The following is a 16,477-nucleotide window of genomic DNA, read 5'->3' as shown; positions in this document are numbered from 1 at the left end:
GGCCCGCACCACAGGGCTGCCGACGCGCCCGATCATCGTGACGCAATATGTCATCAGCGCCCTCATTGCCTATACCGCCGGCATCATCATGCTGGGGCTGGTCACCGGCATCGACACCCGCCTCTACAATTCCAGCCTGATCTACGACGTGCTGCTGGTGGTCGTGTTGGGCGGCATCGGCCTCTCCGGTGGCCAGGGCGGCGTACGCAACGTCATCGTCGGCACCATTCTGGTCGGCATCCTGACCAACGGCATGACGATCCTGAACTTCAGCTACACCAGCCAGAATCTGATCAAGAGCGTGATCCTGCTGGGCGCGCTGGCGATCGACGCCATCATCAATCCGCGCGACGAGCAGACCTCGCAAAGCGGCGACATCTGAAACAAGAACCGAGACATAAATCTGGGAGGAGAAACATGAAATTGTTCAAGAACTGCCTGTTCGCGGGCATGACAGCGCTCGCGCTGCTGGGCGCGGCGAAAATCACCACGGCGCAGGAAACCGATCAGGTCGGCCGCTCCACGTATCTCGAGGCGCTCAAGGGCAAGAAGGTCATCTTCGTGCCGATCTCACAGGGCATGGACCTCAACCAGGCATGGGTGGTGGTGTGGCAGCGTCACGCGGCACGCTACGGCTTCAGCCTCGAAGTGCGCGATCCCTCCGGCGACACCAATGCCGGCATCCGCGCCATGCAGGGCGCCATCGCCGAGAAGCCGGACCTGATCATCGTGCAGAACCCCGATGTCCAGACCTACGCACGCCTGTTGAAACAGGCGCAGGCGGCCGGCATCAAGGTGCTGCAAGTCAACATGCAGTCGGCCACCCAGACCGACAGTTATGTAGGCAATGACTGGATCGAAATGGGCCGTCTCGAAATGGGCGAACTGGCCAAACACTGCACCGGCCCCAATGCCGTCTCGCACAAGGTGGTCTGGCTCGCCGGTGTCCAGACGGGCGCCGCCAACATCTACATGCGCACCGGCATCGACGAGGTGCTGAAGGCCAATCCCGAGCTGCAGCTCGTCTCCGACCAGCCGGCCGATTACATGAGCGAAAAGGCCCGCCAGATCACCGAGACGGTCCTCCAGCAGCATCCGGACCTGTGCGGCATCATGGGCATCTGGGACAATGCCGAGGTCGGCGCAGGCGCCGCCGTCGCGGCCGCCGGCAAACAGGACCAGGTGACGATCGTTACCAATGGCGCCGGCAGCGCCACGGGCTGCGAGAGCATCAAGAACGGACTGCTCGACGTGATCTTCAACTTTAATGCCCCGATCCAGGCCGAGATCGCCGCACAGCAGATTTCCGAGCTACTGCAGCAGCCCGAGCGGCAAGCGGGCAGCGAGAAGACCATCTTCTTCGGTCCGATCACCCGCGTCGACAAGGCCAATGCGACCGGCAGGAATTGCTGGAAGCTGGACGAGCTCAAGTAACGGACTTCCTTGATGAGCATGGCCGAAAGCCTTGTGCGCTGGCGCTACCGCCTGCTCCCCGACCACGTGGTCGGCGAGATCCTGACCAAGAAGTGGATCGACAGCGTCATCCCCTTCACGGCGCTGGTCATTTTGTGCGCGATCTTCGGCTCGATCGTGCCGGGCTTCTTCGATCTGGCGACGCTGACCAATCTCAGCGGCCAGACCGCCGAGCTTGGCCTGGTGGTGCTCGGCATGACCATCGTCATGGTGTCGGGCGGCATCGATCTGTCGGTCGGGTCGACCTTCGCGCTCGCCGTGTTGGTCACGCTGTATGGCATGAATGTCGAGCAGTGGAGCTTTGGTACCGGCCTTCTGGCGTGCCTGGGCCTCGGCGTCGTCTGCGGCGCCATCAACGGCTTCCTGGTTGGCTTCCTGCGCATGCGGGCCTTTCTCACCACGCTGGTGACGCTCATCATCTACCGCTCGACCTTCGACATCGTCTTCCCGCAGGTCTCGACGCGGATCGTCACCAGCGGTTCGGATTCGCCGGCCTATGATTTCCTTGGTTTCGGCACGATCTGGGGCGTGCCGACATCCTTTGTGGTCTTCGTCGTCATCGCGCTGATCATCCATCTCGTGCTGTCGCGCGCCCGCTATGGCTGGCGGTTGTTCGCGGTCGGCGGCGCGCGCCGCTCTGCCTACAATGCCGGCATCAATGTGCGCTTCATCTTGTTCAGCGCCTATGTCTTGTGCTCGGTGCTGGTGGCGCTCTCCGGCTTCTTCTTCTCGGCTCGCATCGGCAGTGCTGCTTCCGACATCGGCACCGGGCTCGAACTGCAGGTGTTGACCGCGACCGTGCTCGGCGGCATCTCGCTCGGCGGTGGGCGCGGCTCGGTCGCCAAGGCGCTGATGGGCACCGTCTTCGTGCTTGTCCTGTCGAACAGCCTGCTTGCGCTGGCCGTGCCCGGCCCGGTCAATTTCCTGATTCTCGGCATCGTGCTGCTTTTGTCGGTGCTTCTCGACGTGCGCTGGGTGAAGAACCGCCACAAGATCCTGCGCAGTGTCTACATCTCGCCGACCTTCGCCAAGATGCCGCAGGCGATCTCGACCGCGCCCGGCGCGCCGATGGCGGTGAACGACCGGTTGAAGGACGTCGGCGTCATCGGCCTCGGCTTTCTCGACGGCGCGGAAGATGTGATCTTCGACCGGCAGGACCGCCTCTACGCCGGCAGCCGCCAAGGCGATATCCTGCGCTTCCAGCCGCCGCACTACACCGACAGCGAAGTGTTCGCACATATTGGCGGCTCGCCGCTCGGCATGGCTTTCGACCGCGACGACAACCTCGTCATCTGCGTCGCCGGCATGGGCCTCTACCAGGTCTCGCCGGCCGGGGATGTAAAACTGCTGACCGCCGAGACCAACCGCTCACTGACCTCGGTGGTCGACGACTCCACCATGAAGCTCGCCGACGACTGCGACATCCTGCCGGACGGCCGCATCGTCTTCTCGGAAGCGACAGTGCGCTTCGAGATGCATGACTGGTATGCCGACGCGCTGGAAAGCCGCGGCAACGGACGCATCATCGTCCATGATCCCAAATCCGGTTCGACACGCACACTGCTGTCGAACCTCGTCTTCCCCAATGGCATCTGCACGGCCTTCGACGGCCAGTCGGTGCTGTTCGCCGAAAGCTGGGCCTGCCGCATCAGCCGCTACTATTTCGATGGCCCGAAGAAGGGCCAGGTCGAGCGCGTCATCGAGGGCTTGCCCGGCTATCCCGACAACATCAACCGCGCCTCCGACGGCACCTACTGGCTGGCCCTGATGGGCATGCGCACGCCGGCATTGGATCTCTCGCTTGAAATGCCGGGCTTCCGCCGCCGCATGGCGCGGCGCGTATCGGAAGATGCGTGGCTGATGCCCAATCTCAACACCGGCTGCGTGCTGCGCTTCGACGAAAACGGCCAGATCCTCGAAAGCCTGTGGGACCAGGCCGGCGAGAATCATCCGATGATCACCTCTATGCGCGAGCACAAGGGCATCCTCTATCTCTGCGGCATCTTCAACAACCGCATGGGCACTTTGCCCCTGAAAGGCGTCGATCCCGACTGGTTCAGCTCGGATTCCTACTGGGGCAAAAAGTCATGAGCGGTTTGAACCAGCTTCTTGACCGCTTTCTCGGCCGTGGCGAGTGGGCCGTGACCGTGCCGACGCTCGACGGGCCGTTGCTGCCCAACCAAGGACTGGAGGAAGCCGGTCAATTCGCCGGCCTCGCCGAGGCCGACAATCTCGTGCGCACCGAAAAGGGCCTCCTGGCAAGCAGCGCGAACCGGCTGATGCGCTTTAGCGCCGACGGCCATGCCGAAACCTTGCAGGAATTTCCGGGCGAGATCACCGCACTCGCCCATGCCCGCGGCATGACCGCGATGGCCATCGACGGCAAGGGCGTCGTCATCCGCGGCGGCCTGCATGACGGGCGCGAGGCGACGGGCGAGGAGGCTCGCCGCCTCTCCTGCATCACCGCTCTCACCTTCCTCGACAGCAACACCTTGCTGGTGGCCAACGGCTCGGCCTCAGTGCCGGCGAGCGGTTGGCGTCGCGACCTGATGCAGAAGAGCGTATCCGGTTCGGTCTGGCGGCTCGATCTGAAAAACGGCCGGCTGGAGCTGATCAGGGATGGCTTGGCCTGGCCGGCCGGCATCGCCACCACCGGCTCCAACCGCATCTACGTCTCGGAGGCCTGGCGCCACCGCGTGCTGGCGATCGACCTTGCCACCAAGGCGACGCTGCCCGTGCTGGAGCATCTGCCGGCCTACCCCGCGCGCATCGCTCCGGCCTTCAACGCCGGCTACTGGCTGACCTTCTATTCCGTGCGCAACCAGTTGGTGGAGTTCATCCTGCGCGAGGAGACCTACCGCACCCGCATGCTGGCGGAAGTCCCGGAGGCCTACTGGATGGCGCCGTCGCTCGGCTCATGGCGCGACTATCGCGAGCCCATGCAAGGCAGCCAGTTGAAGCAGATGAACGTGCTGAAGCCATACGCGGTGACAAGGTCCTACGGGCTGGTGGTCCTTTGCGACCAGAACATGAAGCCGCTGTCGAGTTTCCATTCGCGCGCCGACGGCAAGGTGCACGGGACGCTGAGCGCCTGCGAGCTGGGCGATGACCTTCTGGTCGCCTCGCGCGGCGGATCGCGGATCGTGCGCGTGGCGAGCGCCGCCAGTGGCAAGCGAGGCTAAGCGATGTCGGACGCCAACATCATTGAACTCAGGGACGCCGCCAAGGCGTTCGCGCGCATTCCGGCCTTCAAGAATGTCAATTTCGACCTGCGCAAGGGCGAAATCCATGCGCTGCTCGGGGAAAACGGCGCCGGCAAGTCGACGCTGACCAAGGTCATGGCCGGTGTCTTCAAGCTGACCGAGGGCAAGATGACCTTCGACGGCAAGGATGTGTCCTTCGCCACGCCCGCCGAAGCGCTGCGCGCTGGCATCGCCATGGTGTTCCAGGAAACCAACCTGGTGCCGGCCATGACGGTGGCGCAGAATCTCTATCTCGGCGAAGAGAAGATGTTCAACCGGTTGCGCGGCCTCTATATTCAGGCGCGGCAGTTCCTCGCCGGCATGGGCTTCCAGGTCGACCCGTCCGCGCAGGTCAGCACGCTAGGCGCGGCGCACAAGCAGATGGTGGAGATCGCGCGCGCCGTCCACCACAAGGCCCGCGTCATCATCTTCGACGAGCCGACCGCGACGCTGACGCCCGAAGAGAAAAGCCACTTCTTCAAACTTTTGCAGCGGCTGGTGAAGGAGGGCATCGCCGTCATCTTCATCACCCATGCGCTGGAAGAGGCGCTTGCCGTCGCTAACCGCATCACGGTCATGCGCGATGGTGAGATCGTCGCGTCCGGCGAAGCCAAGGGCTTCACCCGCGCTTCGATCGTGCAGGCCATGGTCGGCCGTACGCTGACCGAAACGCTGCATGGCGAGGTCAAGCGCACGGCGCGGCCCTATGGCGACAAGGTGCTTTCGGTCGAGAACCTGTCCTGCGCCAGCCTGGTGCGCAACTCTTCCTTCTCGGTGTTTTCGGGCCAGGTCACCGGCATGTTCGGCCTTGTCGGCGCCGGCCGCACCGAAATGGCCAAGGTCGTCGCTGGACTGTTGAAGCGCAACATCTTCCACGGCGGCGAGATCCGCCTGCTCGGCAAGTCGGTGCGCTACCGGGTGCCCAGGCCTGCGGTGCGCGACGGCATCGTCTATGTCACCGAGGATCGCAAGGTCGACGGTTTCTTCGAAACCATGACCGCGGGCGAGAACCTGCAAATGGGTGAACTGACCGAGGGCGCCAATCCCGTCTCCATGGTGTCGCTGGCGCGGGCCAGGCAACTTGCCCGCGAATGGGGTGAACGCCTGAGCCTGCGGCAGACCAGCGACCGAGCCCGGATGATCGAGCTCTCCGGCGGTAACCAGCAAAAGGTCGTGATCGCCAAATCGCTAATCCAGAAGCCGAGGCTGGTGATCTTCGACGAGCCGACACGCGGTGTCGACGTCGGCGCCATCGTCGAGATCCACCAGCTCATCAGCGATCTCGCCGAGCAAGGCATGGCCGTCGTTGTCATCTCGTCCTATCTGCCTGAAATTCTCGCTGTTTCGGATCGCATTCTGGTGGTCAAGCGCGGCCGCGTGGTCGAGGAGATGATGCTGTCGGAGGCCACCGAGGAGCGCGTCATGTTCGCCGCGGTTCATTGAGCGGCGCGACAAGAGAGACACTTTTGCCGGTCAAGCCAGGCCCAATGTCTGGCCGGTCCTATTGCCTTGCAATCGGTACCGCGTCTGAATAGGTCAAGGGTCAGATCACCCTGCCCGAGCGGATATGCCCAGCATTAACCTCAAACTTCTGCAGACGTTCCTGCTTGCCGCCGAAAACGGCAGCTTCCGTCGTGCTGCTGAGGAGAGCAACCGTTCGCCATCGGCGGTCTCGATGCAGATTCGCGACCTTGAGGAGCAGATCGGCATCTCGCTGTTTATCCGCACCGCACAGCGTGCAAGCCTGACGCCGGAAGGCCAGATCCTGTTCGAGGAGATCGCCAACGTGATGTCACAGGTGCAGACCAGCCTCGACCGGCTGACGGAGGTCGCCGCTCGGCGCAAGGGCAAGGTGCAGATCGCCTGCGCCCCGACGCTCGCGGCAAGCCGGCTGGGCGATATCCTGGCGACATTCAAGTTGCGCTATCCCCGCAGCATCGTCGAGGTCATCGAGAGCCCACCGCAGGCCGCGCTTGGCCTTTTGCAACAGCAGGAGGTCGAGTTTTACATCGGCCCGGAACTGCCAAACCTGACGGACTTCCAGTTCGAGTCTATCCTCGACGATCCGCTGATGGCCTGCATTCCCACGGAAATATACGGCGGCGAAAAGAAGCTGCTGCTCTCCGACCTGCTGCGCTATCCGCTCATCCTGCTCAACCGCAAGACCGCCGTGCGCGGCCTTGTCGATCGGCTGACGGCGGCGGAAGGCATCGAGCTCAAGCCGCAATACGAGGTCGAAAGCGCACAGACGGCGGTGGCGCTGGTGTGTTCGGGACTTGGCGTCTGCGTGGTGCCCGGCATCGCCATTTCGCGCAATGACGAGCGCATGCGAGTGGTACCGATCGACCATCGCGACGCCCACCGCTCCGTCGGCATCATCACCGCGCGGGGCTATGTGCACCACTCCTTCTCCGAACAGCTGATGAACCTCATCCGCACCAATTTGCGCGAACTGGCAAACTGAGCATCGCGCCTTCGGACAGGCACCTTGCACGAGCGCCGAGAATGGTGCGGGAACGCTGTCATTCGCAGCCCGGCCTCACCTGAATCTCAGCGCACCTCAGTCGGTCTGGATCCAGATCGACTTGGTCTCCAGATATTCATGCAGATGTTCGATGCCGCCCTCGCGGCCGTAGCCGGACATCTTCATGCCGCCGAACGGCACCGCCGGGTCGATGGCGTGGTACATGTTGACCCACACCGAGCCGGCCTTGATGCGGCGGGCGAGCTTGTGCGCGGTGCCCAGATGGGTGGTGAAAATGCCGGCTGCCAAGCCATAGGGCGTCGCATTGGCCCGCGCCACGGCTTCGTCGAGCGTGTCGAACGGCATCGCCGAAATCACCGGACCGAAGATTTCTTCACGCGCGATGGTCATCTTGTCCGACACCGCGCCGAAGACGGTCGGCGCGATGAAATTACCGCCGTCGTAGGGCTCGCCCGTCAGTCGAGATCCGCCCGCTATCAGTTCCGCGCCTTCGTCGCGGCCGGCCTTGATATAGCCCACCACCTTGCCGGCCTGCCTGGCATTGATGAGCGGGCCGATTTCGGTTTCCGCCTCGATGCCATGGCCGATGCGAAGCCTGCCGGCAAACTCGGCGACCCGGCGCACGAATTCGTCATGGATTTCGCGCGCCACGAACAGCCGCGATCCGGCGATGCAGATCTGGCCCGAATGCACGAACACCGCCATCGCGGCGACAGGAACCGCCTTGTCGATGTCGGCATCCCGGCAGACGATGATCGGCGATTTGCCGCCGAGTTCCAGGGAAACGCGCTTGAGGTTGGTCACGCCCGCCCGCGCGATGGCCTGCCCGGTCAGCGTCGAGCCGGTGAAGACGATCTTGTTGACGTCGGGATGTTCAGCGAGCCGCGCACCGGCCTCCGCCCCGGTGCCGGTGACGACGTTGACGACGCCGTCGGGAACGCCGGCTTCCTGCATCAGCCTGGCGATCAGCAGCGGCGTCAACGAGGCGTCCTCCGAGGGCTTCAGCACGATGGTGCAGCCGGTGGCCAGCGCCGGCGCGATCTTCCAGATCGACGCGGCGGTCGGAGCGTTCCAGGGGATGATCGCGCCGACAACGCCCACCGGTTCGCGCCTTGTGAAGCTGACGATCTCGCCAGGGATCGAATTGTCTATGGATTCGCCATGCAGCGCGGTCGACATGCCCGCATAGAAGCGCAGCATGCCGATGACGCGCCGCCGGTTGGCGAGCGTGCGCGTGATCGGCAGTCCCATGTCGAGAGTGTCGGAAACGCTGAGCTCTTCCCAATGGGTCTCGAAGAGATCGGCGATGCGCAGAAGCACGCACTGCCGCTCATAGGGCGAGAATTTTGACCACGGCCCTTCGAAGGCCGTGCGCGCAGCGGCCACCGCCGCATCGACGTCGGCGGCCGAGCCACGCGGGACGGTGGCCAGCACTTCGCCAGTCGCCGGGTTGAGCGCCTGCATCTCCTGGCCGGATTGTGCCGGAACCCACTTGCCGCCGACGAACATCGGCCGGAATTCGCCGTGGTAGAGCGCCGTGGCCTTCGCCCGCGGGTCGAAATTCAGCGTCATCCCTTCCTCCTCACAATTCCGTGGCGACTATGCCTCCCACGCCGGTCGACCTCAAACAAGGAAAGCTAAAAGGGCGTTCAGATAATCGGACTGTGCAATGTACGCGACTTCCCCGATGGTGCCGGCAACGGAGGAACAGATATGAGACTTGCTGGCAAGGTCGCTGTCGTCACTGGCGGCGGTTCGGGATTTGGCGAAGGCATCGTCAGGAAATTCGTCACCGAAGGTGCGCGGGTCGTGTTGATGGACCGTGATGGGGCCGCCGCGGCCCGCGTTGCTGCCGAAGTCGGCAAAAATGTGCGGCCAATCACTGGCGACGTCTCGACACTCGCAAGCTTCGAAGCGGCGGCAGACCTGGCCCGCTCGGCCTTTGGCGGTCTCGACATACTGGTCAACAATGCCGGCGTGGCCCAGCCGCCCCTGGCGCTCGAGACGATGGATGAAGAGATGTTCGACCGGATCGCCAACGTCAACATGCGATCCATCTACAATGGCGCCCGTGCGATCGTTGCGCATTTCAAATCCATCAAATCGGGCGCCATCCTCAACGTCGCCTCCACCGGCGGCGTCTCGCCGCGCCCGAATTTGACTTGGTACAATGCTTCCAAAGGCTGGGCGATTGCCGCCACCCGGGCCATGGCCGTGGAACTCGCCCCCTTCGGCATCCGCGTCAACGCCATCAACCCGGTTGCCGGCGACACGCCGCTTCTGTCCACCTTCATCGGCTCCGGCGAGGAAAACCGCGCCCGCGTCGTCGCCACCATTCCGATCGGCAGGCTGTCTACGCCGGCGGACATGGGCAACGCCGCGGCATTCCTGTGCTCCGACGAGGCCAGCATGATCACCGGCGTCGACCTCAATGTCGACGGCGGCAAGTGCATCTGAGCGTTAGACCATTTGGGAGTTGGCGATGAAGCCTGTCTACGAAATTGCCGTGGTGCATGGCGACGGCATCGGCCCGGAAGTCTGCGCCGCAGCGGTTCAAGTGGTGAAAGCAGCGCTTGGTCCCGGCAACCCCTTGCACTTCAGCGAATACCCGGCCGGAGCCGAGCATTTCCTGAAGACCGGCCAGAGCTTTCCCGAGCCGACCTTCCAGGCCTGCCGCGCGGCGGACGCCATCCTGCATGGTGCGGGCGGCTTGCCGGGCGTCGTCCATCCCGATGGAACCGAAGCAGGCCTGGATTTCACGCTGAGACTGCGCTTCGAACTCGATCTCTATGCCAACGTCCGCCCCATCAGGCTCTTCGAGGGCGTGCCTAGCCCGTTGAGCGGAGTGAAGGCCGGCGATATCGACTACATCATCTTGCGCGAGAACAGCGAAGGGCTTTACGCCGCGCGGGGATCGGGCGCCCTGTTGCGCGGCGAAGTGGCGGTCGACACGCTGGTGCAGACCCGCTCCGGCATCGTGCGCATCGTGCGCAAGGCCTTCGAACTGGCGCGCCAGTCGGGCGGCGCGCCTCGTGACGGCGTGCGCCGGGTCACCTGCTGCGACAAGGCCAACGTGCTGCGCAGCTATGCCTTCTTCCGCTCCGTCTTCGACGAAGTGGCGAAGGACTATCCCGATATCGCGACCGAGCACGCGCTGGTCGACGCCATGGCGATGCATCTCGTGCTGAAACCGGGCCATTTCAACGTCATCGTCAGCGAGAACATGTTCGGCGACATCCTGTCCGACCTCGCCGCCGCGACGGTGGGCGGGATGGGCATGGCGCCTTCAGCCGAGATCGGCGCGGCCAACGGCTTCTTCCAGGCCGCGCACGGCTCGGCGCCTGACATTGCCGGCCAAGGTATCGCCAATCCGTATGGGACGATCCTGTCGGCAGCCTCGATGCTCGACTGGCTCGGCCACAAGCATGGCGACGAGAGGCTCAACCAGGCCGCGGCGCGCATCCGTCGCGTGACCGAGGACTGCCTGGCCAACGGGCTTCTGAGCGCCGACCTGAAAGGCAGGGCGTCGACCAGCGAGATAACCCGCTCGATCTGCGACCGGCTCGCGGCAGCGGCGTGACTGATGATCAAGGTGAAGATAGATCTTGTTGGACCTCGCAAGGTCGGCCAGACGCTCATGCGCCGGATATTCATTGCCGACCGGCACGAGGGCGAGGCTTGAGATGGGCGCTCTCGATCGCCAGGTTTCGGTCGAGGATTTTCGCAGGCTTGCCCGTCGTCGCCTGCCGAAATCCATCTTCGAATTCATCGATGGCGGGGCGGGGCAGCAACTCACCCTTAACGCCAACCGAAGCGATTTCGAAAAGATCAGACTTTTGCCGCGCGTGCTTACCGATGTTTCGCATCCGAACGTTTCCACGACGCTCTGGTCCGAGACCGTGCCGACACCGCTAGTGATCAGCCCGATGGGTTCCTGCGCGCTGGTCAGGCCCGGAGCCGACATTGCCATCGCGAGGGCGGCAACCGCTCGCGGCATCCCCTACACACTCTCCACCATGGCCACGGCCAGCATCGAAGGCATGGCGCGAGCCGTACAGGGGCCGCTCTGGTTCCAGCTTTACGTGCTGAAGGATTTCGACTTCAATCGCCAACTGGTGAGGCGGGCGGAAGAATTTGGCTATTCGACGCTGGTGGTGACCGTTGATCTGCAAGCCGGGGGCAAGCGCGAAAAGGATCTTAGGAACGGCATATCCATCCCACTGCGGCCTTCGGCCCGGCATCTCTGGGAAGGCATGCTTCATCCTGGCTGGTCGCTGCGCCTGCTACGCGGCGGTCTGCCCCAGTTCGAGAACGTCCGCGGCTATCTCGGTGACAACAGCGCCGGCCTGACGATCGCCGCGCGTGTTGGCGGCAGCCTCCATGCAGGTTTCGACTGGGACGATTTCCGCCAGATCCGCGACTGGTGGAAAGGCCGGCTGCTGGTCAAGGGCGTCCTGCACCCGGGCGACGCGTCGCGACTGGTGACGGCTGGTGCCGATGGCATCTGGGTGTCCAACCATGGAGGCCGTCAGCTCGACGGTGCTGTATCGAGCATCGATGCCCTGCCCGCCATCCGTGAGGCACTTGGCGCCCAAGTCCCGATCCTCATCGATTCCGGTATCCGCACGGGCACGGACATCATCAAGGCCAAGGCACGCGGCGCCACCGTCGCGGCGATCGGCCGGGCCGCCCTGTTCGGCGCCGTGGCTGGCGAGGCCGGTGTGGCCAAGGCACTCGATATCATCCTGGACGAAGTGGTGACTTGCCTCAGGCTCTGCGGAATCCCCCGTTTTCAGGAAGCGAGATCAGAAATCATAGCATAGCGCCAAGACGTGTGCTCACGCTTGGTCGCAAAGTTTCAGCCACCAATTGCCGCCCTCGCACGCCGCTCTTCCCAGGCCCAAAAGCCGCCGTCCATCCAGACGACGGCAGCCATTCAGAAAGCGTTTGTTTGATGCACACGCGCTGGCGACAGCGTTATGAAATTCGAAAGGCTGCGCAGTCGGATAGGCGGACTAAACTCCGCCGCCCGGTGCTGTTTTCGGTTCCATCCATCCGTTCTTCAGGACGTCGCGAAGCACGTTCCGAGTGTCTTCGCCCGCTGCCGTTGCGCCGCTCGCCCAAGCGATCGCCAGTGCTCCGAAAAAAATGTCGCGCCCGGTCATCGTCCGTCGTGCAAGCCCTTCGTCCTGTGCAGCCTTCAGGATTCGCTCCGTCGTCGCGATGACAGCATGGCAGGTCGGCGTCAGCGGGGATTCTACTCGGCAAGCGGCCCGTAACGGTTCAGGCAAGCCCTCATAAGCCAGCATCCAGTCGCCAAGAGCTTCAACCCAGAGTTCGAGTGCGCGGCCTGCATCGCTCTCCCCGGCTTCGATTTCAACGCGACGATCGTCGAGGCTTTCATAGTGAAGAACTAGCAGCGCAGCCAGCAGGGCGTCTTTGTTTGGAAAATGGCGGTAGAGCGTCCCTGCCCCCACGCCCGCCAGCTTCGCGATAGCATCCATCGAAACGTCAACACTGTCGTTGCCGAACGCTTGTCGCGCCACCTCGAGAATGTGCGCCCGATTGTGTTGCGCGTCCCTGCGGAGGGCTGACGCGATCGACGATTGAGACATGACTGACCTTTGAACCCTTGAAGATCGGAGACACTCTCCGTATCTAAAGTCGAAGCGGAGACAGTCTCCATATAGCCCGTGGTCGACTATTCTAACAGGTCGGCATGAGCCGGCGAAACGAGGACGATGATCAGGCAGATGATACCGGCATGCATCTGGGCAACGGTACGGCAACCTGCCTGGGGCCTGGCGCGCGCAGTCAGTAGATGCCGCGAGCGAGCTATACGAAGTTCGAGGCGGGCTGTTCCATCGGGGGTTATGGCGGCACCACCCTGCGCGACCATCTGGATGTCCCGCTCAACACGGGATCGATCCGCGCATCATGCGCTGAGCTCACAATCACAATTATCTGGAAGGAAATCAACATGAACATCGGCATTATCGGCGCGGGAAATATCGGCACCACCCTCGCACGAAAGCTGGCAGCGGCCGGACACGCGGTGAAGCTGGCGGGCTCGAAGGGGCCTGATGACATCCGCGAGAAGGCGATGAAGGTTGGTGCGCTCCCGGTTGCCGCGCACGAAGCAGCCAGGGATGTCGAGGCGATCGTTCTATCGATCCCGTTTGCGAAGATTCCCGATGTCGCCAACATCTTGGCCGATGTACCAGCCGACGTGGTCGTGATCGACACCTCCAATTATTATCCTATGCGCGACGGGAACATCGCGGAGGTTGACGATGGCAAGCCGGAAAGCGTCTGGTCCAGCGAACAACTCGGCCGGCCGGTGGTCAAGACGTTCAATGCGGTCCTCGCCCAAACGCTCGCCGAAGGTGGCGCAGCGGCCGGAACGGCCGGACGGATCGCGATCCCCGTCGCAGGCGATGATGCGCATGCCAAAGCGATCGCACGCGAACTGGTGAACGAGACCGGTTTCGACGCACTTGATGCCGGCGATCTCGCGAGTTCCTGGCGCCAGCAACCGGGCACGCCAGCCTACTGCACGGAACTGACGTTGCCTGATCTTCAGCATGCGCTGTCCACGGCGGAAAAGGCGCGCGCACCCGGAGCTCGCGACGCACTGATCAAGGGCTTCATGGAGGCGACGACCCCCCTCCGCCACGAGCAGATCGAAGCCCGCAACCGTGAAGTCACCGCCCTCCGATGAGAGACTTTTCCGGTTCCGGCCCGAGGTGGTGACCAAGAAGACTGTCCAAGAGTTCCTTCTGTTTGTCGGGAACAACCTGCCAGACGACGATGACGAGGCCGGCGTGAACCGGCTCTTTAGAGTTTTCTGAAGCCCTTGGCGTTTTTTGCGACAAAGGTGAAATCCCCCTGATGATGCGAGGCATCAACTCCCACGCGCGGCACGCTCCGCTGCTCAACCAGCGAGCCTGAGCCATAGCGCCTGCCTGACGGCAGGCGGTTAGCCGCCGCCGCCCATGGTCACGGACATGAAGGCCCGGAAGGCCGCCGCGGCCGGTTCGATTGATCTGTCCCGCGACCAGGCCAGGCCGACATCCATGGTAGGAATGGGCTCGACAAGCCCGCGCACTTCGATGCGCTGCCCCTCCAAGGACCAGGGGCGGTAAACCATGTCCGACAGGACAGTGACCCCCATGCCGGCAGCCACGAGCGACCGCACGGCCTCGACCGAACTGGTGGTAAGGACGGCGCGAAGCGAAAGCCCCGCGGCATCCCAGTAACGGGCGGCCGTCGTACGTGCCTCGTCCACCGTCAGCATGACATAATCTTCCGCCGCCACATCGGCGAGGCTGATTTCCTGTCGCGCGAGCAGATGATGATCAGCCGAGAGCCAGAGCCGGCGGTTCGACCGCATCAAGACCTCCTGCGCCAACTCCTTGGTGTGCTCCAGGTTGGACACCAGCATCACGGCCATGTCGATGTCCCCGCACATCAACCCGCTTTCGAGAGCGTCTCGGGGCAGTTCCAGCACCTCGACCTCGATCTCGGGATAGGTCTTTCGAAACCGCGCGTAGTGGCGCGACATGTAGTAGCCGACGACCGTGTAGGTCATGCCAAGCCGCAGCTTGCCCGCCAGGCCTTTCCTATCGCGCAACGGGCTTCGGACGGCGGCAGCGACGGCCCCGGTGATAACACGCGCATGTTCAAGAAACCGCGCGCCCTCCATAGTCAGTCTTACGCCAGCGTGGTTACGCTCCAAAAGCCGTACGCCCAGGTCAGCCTCAAGCGTCTTTATCGCCGCAGTGACGGCCGATTGCGAGATGTTGAGTTCCACCGCAGCATGACTGACCTGTCCGCTCTCGGCGGTCGCGATAAAATAATCAAGCTGTTTCAAGGTGATGGTCATGGTGCGCTCCGGCCCAGAACCATTATCTGTTTTTTTGATATGACAATCAATAAACTACTATTTCACAAACGCCCTCGCATGCGCAAAAAATGCTGCAACGCCGCAAAGACGGCAGCTTCGAGGGGTAACAATGCGATGGCGGTGACGCTAAACTGCGACATGGGCGAAAGCTTTGGCCTCTACAAGGTTGGCGATGATATGGGCATGATGCCCATCATCGACGTTGCCAATGTCGCCTGTGGTTTTCATGCCTCCGATCCGGATCACATGCACGCCGCCGTCCGCAGCGCCAAGGCGAGTGGCGTAAAGATCGGCGCCCATCCAGGCTTGCCCGACATTCAGGGTTTCGGCCGGCGCGAGATGCGGATGACCCGCGAAGAAGTCAGGAACACCATCATTTACCAGGTGGGAGCGCTTGCCGGCTTCCTCAGGGCCGAGGGTGTGGAACTCCACCACATCAAGCCGCATGGCAGCCTCTACTTCATGGCCATGCAGCAGGAGGCAATCGCCCATGGCGTGTGCGACGCGGCAGAGATTTTCGGCGTACCCCTCTTCGGCATGACGGGCACCCTGCATGAGAAGATCTATCAAGAGCGCGGTATCCCATTCGTCGCCGAGTTCTATGCCGATCTCGACTACGATGCCTCCGGCAAGCTGATCTTGACACGCGTTCATGACGCCAAGGACCCCGCAGAGATGGCCGAGCGGTGCGTGCGCGCCATCAGGGAGGGCGAGGGCACGGCAGAGGACGGCAGTTTCTTTCCCGTACGCTGCGAAACCATCTGCGTGCATTCCGATACGCCGAACGCCATCGAAATAGCCAGGGCCGTGCGCACCGCAATCGCTCCCTGGCACTGAACTCGACCGAACCCGCCCGCGCAGGCGGTTCCAAATTAGTCTGTCTGCAGTTTTCCGGAGCTTTTTATGGCCCAGATTCTTTCGCCTCTTCCCGGCACTTTCTATCGCAGCGCTTCGCCAGACCAGCCGCCCTACAAGGCGGATGGCGACGCGGTTTCCGCCGGAGACGTAATCGGCCTCATCGAAGTGATGAAGTCGTTCCACGAAGTGAGGGCCGAGACGGCCGGTACGAACATCCGCTTCATTGCCGACAATGAAGACCCGATCATGGCCGGCGCACCTATCGCGGATCTCGACTGATGCTGAAAAAGCTTCTGGTTGCCAACCGGGGCGAGATAGCGGTCAGGATCATCCGGGCCGCGCAAGATTTGGGGATCGCCACCGTGGCGGTGTATTCGGCCGCAGACGCCGAGTCGTTCCACGTCCAGCTTGCGGACGAAGCGGTCAACATCGGCCCACCAGCAGCAAAGAAGTCCTATCTCAATGTCGAAGCAATTCTGAAGGCTGCCCGCGACACCGGTTGCGACAGCGTTC

The 16,477-nt window shown here is 63.0% G+C and carries 16 protein-coding genes and 1 pseudogene; 13 read left to right on the top strand and 4 right to left on the bottom strand.

Going from position 1 to position 16,477, the window contains the following annotated elements:
• The 6 genes and pseudogenes from EOD15_RS11975 to EOD15_RS11950 all read left to right on the top strand — a co-directional run.
• Positions 1–382: pseudogene (locus EOD15_RS11975) on the top strand (ABC transporter permease); the annotation flags it as partial.
• 35 nt (positions 383–417) lie between these two features.
• On the top strand, positions 418–1,434 hold the full coding sequence (locus EOD15_RS11970; protein WP_127320431.1) for a sugar ABC transporter substrate-binding protein: 1,017 nt from the start codon (positions 418–420) through the stop codon (positions 1,432–1,434).
• A gap of 12 nt (positions 1,435–1,446) precedes the next feature.
• The gene (locus tag EOD15_RS11965) at positions 1,447–3,564 is read left to right on the top strand and encodes an SMP-30/gluconolactonase/LRE family protein (protein WP_127320430.1); all 2,118 of its coding nucleotides are present in this window, start codon (positions 1,447–1,449) and stop codon (positions 3,562–3,564) included.
• Entirely contained in the window at positions 3,561–4,655 is a 1,095-nt protein-coding gene (locus EOD15_RS11960) for a strictosidine synthase (RefSeq protein WP_127320429.1), read from the top strand. Before EOD15_RS11965 ends, EOD15_RS11960 begins: the two co-directional genes overlap by 4 nt.
• A 3-nt stretch (positions 4,656–4,658) precedes the next feature.
• A complete protein-coding gene (locus tag EOD15_RS11955; protein ID WP_127326920.1) occupies positions 4,659–6,158 on the top strand; it encodes a sugar ABC transporter ATP-binding protein in 1,500 nt (499 codons plus the stop codon).
• A gap of 124 nt (positions 6,159–6,282) precedes the next feature.
• A complete protein-coding gene (locus tag EOD15_RS11950; protein ID WP_027036279.1) occupies positions 6,283–7,179 on the top strand; it encodes a LysR family transcriptional regulator in 897 nt (298 codons plus the stop codon).
• Positions 7,180–7,275: 96 nt separating this feature from the next.
• On the opposite strand, the gene EOD15_RS11945 is transcribed toward EOD15_RS11950, so the two are convergent.
• Positions 7,276–8,772: an aldehyde dehydrogenase family protein gene (locus tag EOD15_RS11945; RefSeq protein ID WP_127408515.1), complete on the bottom strand. Its 1,497-nt coding sequence runs from the start codon at positions 8,770–8,772 to the stop codon at positions 7,276–7,278.
• A gap of 141 nt (positions 8,773–8,913) precedes the next feature.
• Between EOD15_RS11945 and EOD15_RS11940 the strand changes: the two genes are divergently transcribed.
• From EOD15_RS11940 to EOD15_RS11930, 3 genes are all read left to right on the top strand, one after another.
• The gene (locus EOD15_RS11940) at positions 8,914–9,657 is read left to right on the top strand and encodes a glucose 1-dehydrogenase (RefSeq protein WP_127319959.1); all 744 of its coding nucleotides are present in this window, start codon (positions 8,914–8,916) and stop codon (positions 9,655–9,657) included.
• Positions 9,658–9,682: 25 nt separating this feature from the next.
• Positions 9,683–10,780, top strand: coding sequence for an isocitrate/isopropylmalate dehydrogenase family protein (locus tag EOD15_RS11935; protein WP_127319961.1), 1,098 nt, complete (start codon positions 9,683–9,685; stop codon positions 10,778–10,780).
• 103 nt (positions 10,781–10,883) lie between these two features.
• Positions 10,884–12,023 (top strand): alpha-hydroxy acid oxidase, encoded by a 1,140-nt coding sequence (locus tag EOD15_RS11930; protein WP_127319963.1) that lies wholly within the window; start codon positions 10,884–10,886, stop codon positions 12,021–12,023.
• 192 nt (positions 12,024–12,215) lie between these two features.
• Here the strand turns inward: EOD15_RS11930 and EOD15_RS11925 are convergent, their stop codons facing one another.
• Complete coding sequence (locus EOD15_RS11925) at positions 12,216–12,815, bottom strand: TetR/AcrR family transcriptional regulator (protein ID WP_127319965.1); 600 nt, start codon at positions 12,813–12,815, stop codon at positions 12,216–12,218.
• A gap of 365 nt (positions 12,816–13,180) precedes the next feature.
• Between EOD15_RS11925 and EOD15_RS11920 the strand changes: the two genes are divergently transcribed.
• Positions 13,181–13,921 carry an NAD(P)-binding domain-containing protein gene (locus EOD15_RS11920; protein WP_127319979.1) on the top strand — a complete coding sequence of 247 codons (741 nt, stop codon included), beginning with the start codon at positions 13,181–13,183 and terminating at the stop codon, positions 13,919–13,921.
• On the opposite strand, the gene EOD15_RS11915 is transcribed toward EOD15_RS11920, so the two are convergent.
• Together EOD15_RS11915 and EOD15_RS11910 are read right to left on the bottom strand one after the other, a co-directional pair.
• Positions 13,905–14,105, bottom strand: coding sequence for a hypothetical protein (locus tag EOD15_RS11915; protein WP_164761664.1), 201 nt, complete (start codon positions 14,103–14,105; stop codon positions 13,905–13,907). The genes EOD15_RS11920 and EOD15_RS11915 overlap by 17 nt on opposite strands.
• A 74-nt stretch (positions 14,106–14,179) precedes the next feature.
• Positions 14,180–15,085: a LysR family transcriptional regulator gene (locus EOD15_RS11910; protein ID WP_013533150.1), complete on the bottom strand. Its 906-nt coding sequence runs from the start codon at positions 15,083–15,085 to the stop codon at positions 14,180–14,182.
• Positions 15,086–15,220: 135 nt separating this feature from the next.
• Here EOD15_RS11910 and EOD15_RS11905 point away from each other — a divergent pair, with 135 nt between their 5' ends.
• From EOD15_RS11905 to EOD15_RS11895, 3 genes are all read left to right on the top strand, one after another.
• A complete protein-coding gene (locus tag EOD15_RS11905) occupies positions 15,221–15,943 on the top strand; it encodes a LamB/YcsF family protein (RefSeq protein WP_127319967.1) in 723 nt (240 codons plus the stop codon).
• A 66-nt stretch (positions 15,944–16,009) separates the two neighbouring features.
• Complete coding sequence (locus EOD15_RS11900) at positions 16,010–16,243, top strand: acetyl-CoA carboxylase (protein ID WP_013533152.1); 234 nt, start codon at positions 16,010–16,012, stop codon at positions 16,241–16,243.
• Positions 16,243–16,477, top strand: a 235-nt coding sequence (locus EOD15_RS11895) for a biotin carboxylase N-terminal domain-containing protein (protein WP_281035556.1), incomplete at its 3' end; no start/stop codon positions are given. The genes EOD15_RS11900 and EOD15_RS11895, both read left to right, overlap by 1 nt.

Origin of the sequence: Mesorhizobium sp. M7A.T.Ca.US.000.02.2.1, from assembly GCF_003996995.1 — a bacterium.
In the GTDB taxonomy this organism is placed as follows: domain Bacteria; phylum Pseudomonadota; class Alphaproteobacteria; order Rhizobiales; family Rhizobiaceae; genus Mesorhizobium.
The sequence above is the reverse complement of the archived record's forward strand: the minus strand, read 5'-3'. Positions and strand labels throughout refer to the sequence as shown.